Origin of the sequence: Gordonia sp. SCSIO 19800 (assembly GCF_018132775.1) — a bacterium.
Lineage (GTDB): Bacteria > Actinomycetota > Actinomycetes > Mycobacteriales > Mycobacteriaceae > Gordonia > Gordonia hongkongensis.
Genome location: NZ_JAGRQM010000004.1, coordinates 334,506 through 341,639, shown reverse-complemented (window position 1 = coordinate 341,639; position 7,134 = coordinate 334,506). Strand labels below are relative to the sequence as shown.

6 protein-coding genes and 1 pseudogene are annotated in these 7,134 nt (G+C 68.0%); all 7 read right to left on the bottom strand.

What is annotated here, in order from left to right:
* A pseudogene (locus KB201_RS07430) lies at window positions 1–695 on the bottom strand (IS1380 family transposase); the annotation flags it as partial.
* A gap of 214 nt (window positions 696–909) precedes the next feature.
* Window positions 910–1,884, bottom strand: coding sequence for an ABC transporter substrate-binding protein (locus KB201_RS07425; RefSeq protein WP_058251432.1), 975 nt, complete (start codon window positions 1,882–1,884; stop codon window positions 910–912).
* A 63-nt stretch (window positions 1,885–1,947) separates the two neighbouring features.
* Window positions 1,948–2,799, bottom strand: coding sequence for a hypothetical protein (locus KB201_RS07420; RefSeq protein WP_068971153.1), 852 nt, complete (start codon window positions 2,797–2,799; stop codon window positions 1,948–1,950).
* Between the two features lie 107 nt (window positions 2,800–2,906).
* Window positions 2,907–4,214: a wax ester/triacylglycerol synthase domain-containing protein gene (locus KB201_RS07415; protein WP_211538740.1), complete on the bottom strand. Its 1,308-nt coding sequence runs from the start codon at window positions 4,212–4,214 to the stop codon at window positions 2,907–2,909.
* 41 nt (window positions 4,215–4,255) lie between these two features.
* Window positions 4,256–5,437, bottom strand: a complete 1,182-nt coding sequence (locus KB201_RS07410) for an acyl-CoA dehydrogenase family protein (RefSeq protein WP_211538739.1) — start codon at window positions 5,435–5,437, stop codon at window positions 4,256–4,258.
* Window positions 5,438–5,454: 17 nt separating this feature from the next.
* The gene (locus tag KB201_RS07405; protein ID WP_058251371.1) at window positions 5,455–5,703 is read right to left on the bottom strand and encodes an acyl carrier protein; all 249 of its coding nucleotides are present in this window, start codon (window positions 5,701–5,703) and stop codon (window positions 5,455–5,457) included.
* Between the two features lie 46 nt (window positions 5,704–5,749).
* Window positions 5,750–7,090, bottom strand: a complete 1,341-nt coding sequence (locus KB201_RS07400; protein WP_211538738.1) for a salicylate synthase — start codon at window positions 7,088–7,090, stop codon at window positions 5,750–5,752.
* Window positions 7,091–7,134 lie beyond the last annotated feature (44 nt).

Genomic DNA, 7,134 nt, shown 5'->3' with positions numbered 1-7,134 from the left:
CGGACGGTGATCTCCCCACTCGCCCCACAGCGGCGTGCGGTGGTCAGGGTTTCAGCGATCATTCTCGCTGCCCCGTTACCGGAAGCGGTGCGCCCGGCGCGTAGCCAGGCGTTGCCGATCACCGGTGCATACCCGGGTGCGGACAGGGTGGTGACCTGCGGGGACAACCCTTTGCGCAGCAGTTCACGCCCGGCGATTTTGGCGTGCCCGTAGGAGCCGCCTTCTTTCTGGTAGCCGTAGACCGGGCGTAATAGTGAGTCGATGTCGACAAATACCCGGGACCCGTCGGTGGGCAGCAGACCCGCCGTGGCGCACATCGCCGGCAAGGTGTGGGTCATCACGGCGTTGAGTTGCCGGGCGTGGCCGGGGGTGAACTCGCGCAGCGTTTGCCCGATCGTGGCTGGGGCGTACACGCGGTCGAACAGACGGGTGTGCCCACCACTACGGACCATTCCGAGGTCGTCGATACTGTCAGCGCCGCAACACAATCCGCCGATCACGGTCAACAGTTTCGCGTCGAGGTTTGCCCCAGCGGAGGCGACCTGGGTGGTACCGAGATCGACCCGGTCGCCCAGCGATGCGGCCAACCCGGTCGACTCAGCCACTCTCATGACCGCTACCAGCCCGGCGTGCGACACCAGGTTGTCGTCGTCGAACATGGCGGACGTGGCGGAGAACCTATGCGATACTTTCACTGAAAGTGCCTTCTGAGCTGGAATGTTTTGTGTCTCAACACCACCAATCATTCCAGCTCAGAGGGCATTTTCACGTTACCGACACCCCGCACCCATCCACGGATCCAGGCTGAGGTGCGAGGAGCGATAGCGACGAGCCACGAAGGGTCCGGCGACCCCGAAAACCAACTCGCCCTCCGCATTCCGCGGAGGGCGAGTTCGTTCCAGACCGAGCTCAGTTGGATGCCGCGGCGAACGACGGCTTCAACAGGTCGAGGACGTACGGGATCGAGTTCGGCGTCGGCGCGTTGAGACCGGTGATCTGCGACTGGGTCATGAACGTGACGGCGTTGTCCTTGACCGCCTTCAGGTTCTTGTACCCGGGCAGCGACTTCAGGGTCTCCGCCTGCTCGGGGGTGGCCGTGGCCACGACGAGCACGTCGGCGTCGAGCATCGGGATGTTCTCGGTGCTCAGCCCGAAGCGCGGCTGGCCGGTCCGCTGGTACTCGGCGACCAGCTTGGGCGCCATCTTCATCCCGAGCGAGGTGAACAGCTTTCCGGCGCCGTCGTTCTCGTCGCCGAGCACCGACAGCTGGTCGTTGCCGTACATGAACGCGAAGGCGTAGGTCTTACCCTTCAGATCCGGGTACTCCTGCGCCACCGCCGCGATCTTCGCGTTGGTGTCGTCGATGATCGACTTCGCCTTCTCCGGGTCGTGCAGCACGGTGCCCATCACCGTGACCATGTCCTGCCAGGGATCGATCTCCTGGTCGCTGATGGCATTGACCGTCGGGGCCAGCTTCGAGATCTGCTGGAACTCCGGACTGTCCGAGGCGAAGCCGGGTGCGAAGATCAGGTCCGGGTTCAGCTTGGCGATGGTCGTCGCGTCGTCGCCCTTGGTGGGATCGACGAACGTCGCGTCGGCCAGCTTCTCGCCGTACCACGGCTGCATCTCGCCGGTCGCCGACTTCGAGTAGTCGTAGTACCCGACCGGCGTCTCACCGAAGGACAGAACGACGTCGGTCCATTGGTCTCCCAGGGTCACGATCCGCTCCGGGGTGTCGGGGATCGTCACCGACCGGCCGTCCGGAAGGTTGAGTTGGACGGTGCCACCGGCGGATTCGTCATCCGAGCTCGAGCAACCGGCCAGCAGGCCCGCGAACAGGAGTGCACTCGCGGCGAGTGCGCCCAGGCGTGGTCGTGAAATCACGTGAAGATCCCCCAATGGGTTGTCGGTGTCGTCCGGCGGACCGGACCGTGTCACCCCGCGCGGTCAGAGCGAGCAGGGCAGCAGGACGAATCCCGCGATGGTGCAGACGCTTCGGTTGGAGAGCTTCCACTTGTTGCCGCTCCACACGAACGTCATCGAGCGATTCTGGCTACCGCGGCCGACCACGCTGATCTGCAGCGGAGCGGTCAGCGTGTTGCCGCTGACCTGGACGGGCCCGACCATCTGGTAGCTGAGCCCGACGTTGCCGTAGGTCGTGATCGCGCGGGCGACGAGGTCGATCTGACGGAGCGCGCGCTCACCGCCCTCGAGTTCGGCGGCGCGTGCGGCGCGGCTGCCGTTGGAGTTCATGACGATGCGGACCTTGGTGTTGAGCTGTCCGGGCGTCAGCGCGGTCGGGCCGGCGGCAACGCTCTGCTGCGGGGCGGCCGTGGTGCCCGGCGCGGGAGCAGGTGCGGGGGCCGCACCCGGAGCCGGCGCGGCTCCTTCACCGGGAGGACCGACCGGTCCACCGATCGCTCCGCCGCCTTCGGGCACGTTTTCCGTCGGGGCCGCTGCCGGCGCTCCGGCCGGTGCGCCGGCGGGTGCGGGCTGACCCGGGACGGGCTGCTGGCCGGCAATGCCCTGCTGGGGCAGCGCGGTCTGCGCGGCACCGAGGTTGACGACGGTCGGCTGTGCGGCGGTGGCGGAGTCGTTGCGCTCGCTCACCACGATGCCCACCACGCCGATCGTCACGACGATCGCGGAGATGATGGCAGCGATGCCTGCCGACGCCAGGACGGTCGGGACGCTGACCCCGCCCGACCGGCGAGACGAACCGGTGTCCGACTCGCGGTGGTCGACCCCCGAGTAGTAATCGGCCCCGGCCGGGTCCTGGTAGTTGACGTCGTTGCTCATGTTGTTCTTTCTCCGTGTATGTCTTCGCCCCCGCCGAGCCGACGGCCACCTGTATATTGCAGCCCTCGGACCCCGGATTACAAGGCAAGCCTAAGCTCGCACCCCCGTCAGGTTGACGGGAGGGCCTCCTGCAGCACTTCGTCGAGCGCGGCCACGAACCGTTCGGCGTACCCGGGTAGCGCCTGCGCGTCGGTGACGACGCCGAACGTGGTGGTGTGTCCGAGGATCAGGGTCGTCACCGACAGCGAGTAACCCGCGAGCGGCGACAACGGTGTCAGGGTGACGATCGAGCGCCCCAGCACCGACCGGACCCGCGAGAACCCGGGGTTGATGCCGATGTGGATGTCGGGGTGCATGTGGGACATCGACGCGTTCACGATCGCGCGCTGCAGACCCCACAGCGGGGCGCGCGGCAGATCGTCGGCGGCGGCCAGGTACAGCTCCGGCTTCCGCGTCGCTATGGTTTCGAGTTCGCTTCGCGCACGGCCGATCTGACGTGACAGATCGGGCTCGTTGCCGAGCAGGTTGAGGAGCGCCACGGACACCGCGTTGCCGGTGTGCCGGAACTCGTCGTCGAGGGTCACCGGCAGTGTCACGCGGACGACGTCGGCCTGTGGGGACGCGGGCGGGTTGAGGCTGATCGCCCGGCCGATGGCGGCGAGGAGGAACTCGTGAACGGTCGCGCCGTTGCCCTTGGCAGCCTTGCGCAGCGTCCGGGTCGACGCGGAGAACAGAGCGTACTCGCGCTCGCCCGACTTCGTCAGTGCGGGCCAGGCTCGTTTCTTGCCACCGCCCGCCGCGTGCTGGTCGCCATAGGCGGCCTTTGCCTCTTTGAGTTCCTCGGGGTCGATGCCGCTGATCCGGAAGCGGGGACTGGTGGCGAATCGCTCGAACTCCGCGAGATCGTCGGGTTCCCCGTCGGCGAGGAGAGCGGCGAAGGCCGCCCCCGCGATGCCGTCGGAGATGCTGTGGTGCACCCGGAGCAGGACCCACTGTCCGACGCCTTCGGCACCCGCCGACGGCGTGAACAGGGTGATGTCCCAGAACGGGCGCGGCCGCGGCAGCGGCGACTCGAGCAGTTTCGTCACCCGTCGCTGGAGATGGGCGCGATCGGTGAACCCGAACTCGGTCACGTGCTCGCCGGCATCCCAGCTGTCGTCGGCGAGCACCATTTCGGGCTTGCGCCAGCGGCCGTTGCGGATGCCCAGCCGGAATATCTCGAACAGCCCGGCCCGCTCCCGGACCCGCGTCCGCACCTCGTCGAGGCCGAGCAACGCCCCGTTGCTCTCGAGCTGCAGGATCATCGACCAGTGCATGGGCGCGCTGTCTTTGTCCATGTGCAGGTAGGTGTGGTCGGGCGGCGCGAGTTCGGTGACACGCGCGTCGGCCGGCGCCTGGCTGGCTGGGCTGTTCATGGGATGACCGCCTGGGTAAGAGGGACGATGGCTCGAGCGCTTCAGGACACCGGCGAGCCGGTGCCGTGGAGTTCGGAGTCGACGAACATGGCCTTATAACGCTCGGTGTCGGGTTTCATCGCCGCCGCGACCAGTTCCCACAGCACCTCGTCGGTGCCGCCGCCGACGCGGGCCAATTTCATGTCCCGCCACCAGCGACCGATGGGGGATACGGTCTCGAGGTAACCGATACCGCCGAAGATGTGCAGGCACTCCGACGCGACCTCTTCCCCGAGGTTGGCGGCGGTGGCCTTCAGCGCCGCGGCGGTGCGCAGGTTTATCTTGCCCTCCGCGGCGACACCGGCCAGCGAATAGCGCAGGACGTCGACCCTGGCCTGCAGATCGGCGACGCGCAGCCGGAGCGCCTGATGGTCGTAGAGCTTCTTGCCGAACTGGGTGCGCTCCACCATCCGGGCGAGTGTCACGCCGATCATCACGTCGCACGCGGCGGCGATCTGGGCGGCCACCGAGTACCGCTCGTGCGCCAGTCCCCAGCTGATGATCGCCAGGCCCGTCCCCGGCCGAGCGATCAGCGCCTCGTCGGGAATCCAGGCGTCGATGGTCACCGGCGCGGTGTCGAGGGGCCCGGCGCCGAGTTTCGCATACGGCTTCCCCACCGTCACCGACTCGATCGGGACGGCGGCCAACGCCACGTTGCCGCCCACGTCAGGACCGTCGTCGACGCCACGGCAGACCACGAACACGTGGTCCGCGATCGGCGAGAGAGACACGAACTTCTTGTGACCGACGACACGGAACCCGCCGTTCTCCGGCAGGATCCGGGTCTCGGAGTTCTGTAGATCCGACCCGCCCTGCTCCTCAGAGGCCCCGATACACAGCACGGTCTCGGCGTTCAGGGCGCGCTGGGCCAGGTCTCTGAGATAGTCGTTGCGGCCGAAGCGGCGGAGGATGGCGATGGCCGAATCGTGCAGGCTCACACCCACTCCGATGGCCGCGGAGCCCAGCGCGCCGAGATGTGCGCCGAGGGCGAAATGGTCGTGGAGGTCGGTGACCTTGCGGTCCTCCCACTTGCGGACGAAGACGCCCTCGGCACCGAGGTGTTCGAGCAGGGGCCGCGGGAATCGATGATCCCGCTCGGCCTGCGCCGTCCAGGCCGTCACCTGCTCGTCGAACGCGGCGTCGAGCAGTTCGGCGTACGTCTGCACTGGGGTCTCCACAGTCATGTCGGGTCCGGGTCCTCTCAGGCCGGGGTGCCGGCCTTCGACCGGATGAGGTCCTCGAGGTCGCCGACGGTCTTGGACTCGAAGAGCTCCCGTTCCGACAGCTTCACGCCGAGACGCTCTTCGATCGCCACCACGCCGATGGCGAACGCCACCGAGTCCAGCCCCAGGTCGTCGATCAGCTTCGAGTCGCGGCTGATGTCGCCAAGCGCGAGGTCGAGGTCCTCTTCGAGGATGCCGCGCAGGGCTTCGGTGATGTGGTCGGACATGTGGTGGCTCCTGGGGTGGTGATGTTCGGTCGAAAGTATCGGTCGGTCAGCGCGGGACCACGTACGGGGCGACGCTGGCCAGCTTCTCGCAGGTCTCGGTGAACTCGCGCTCCGGCGTGGACTGGGCGACGATCCCGGCACCGGCACGCAGCCATGCGCCTTGCCCGGACGAGAATATGGTGCGCAGGGCCAGGGTCGCCTCGAGCTCGCCCGTCGACGAGGCGGTGAGGATCGCGCCGGAATACAGGCCGCGGCGTCGGGGCTCGAGACGGTCGATCGCCTCCACGGCCGGGGTCTTGGGGATGCCCGACGCGGTGATCGACGGGAACACCACCTCGAGTGCACGCCAAGGCGTTTCGTGATCGGCGAGGGTCCCGCGCACGGTCGAGGCCAGATGCTGGACGCTCCCGCGCTCACGAACCTCCATGAACTCACTCACGGCCGTGGTGTCCGCGGTGGCGATCGAGGAGACCTCGTCGAAGCACGCACGTACTGACATGGCGTGCTCGGCGATCTCCTTGGCATCCGAGAGCAGGTCGGCGCGGGCCGCCGCGTCCTGCTCCGCGGAGATCCCGAAAGCCCTTGTGCCGGCCAGTGGTTCGGTGACCACGGTCCGGTCGTCATGCACCGCGACGACGAGTTCGGGACTGAACCCGGCCGCCTGCAGGTCACCGAGCGAGAGCAGGTAGCTCCGGGCGGGGTTGTTGTCGGCGCGGCCGCGGGCGTAGGTGGCAGGGATGTCGACGTCGAACGGGATGTCGACGGCACGCGAGAGGATCACCTTCTGGTACCGCCCGGCTTCGATCTCGGCGACAGCGGTGGCCACACGGCCGCGGTAGTCGTCCGGGTCGGACTGCACGTCCACCGGCCGCGACTCGCCGGGAACGGTTGCTCGCGAGGCGATCTCGAGGAGACGACCGGCACGCTCGGCGTCGAGCGACCCGGTGTCGACCCCGTCGGCATCGACGGTCGCCTCGAACTCGGGAACGATGAGGTGCGCCAGCACCGTGTCCTCGGGAACGCGCTCGAGGATGCCGTGATACGGGGCGCAGAAGTCGAAACCGACCCAGCCGTAGACGCGCCAGTCGGAAATCGACAGCGACGCGGTCGCGGCGGCGAGCGCGTCGGCGGGGTCGCCGCGCCAGGGCGTCGTCGTGCGGTCGCCCTGATCGTCGACGATGACCTCACTGCGTGTGATCACCACGCGGGCGCGGACACCCGCCGCGAAGGTCCAGCGCCGGTCGCGCTCGTAGACGACATGGTCGCCGAATTCGCCGGAGCCGGCCCAGGCCGCCGTGATCCGCGCGGCATCGGACTCGCTCAGCGGCGAGGCCGGCGCGAGCAGGTCGACGAACTGCGCGGCGTGCGATTCGGTTGTCAGCGACATGTCCTTCGTTCCTCCGGTCGTGATGCACTCGAGCACCGATGATC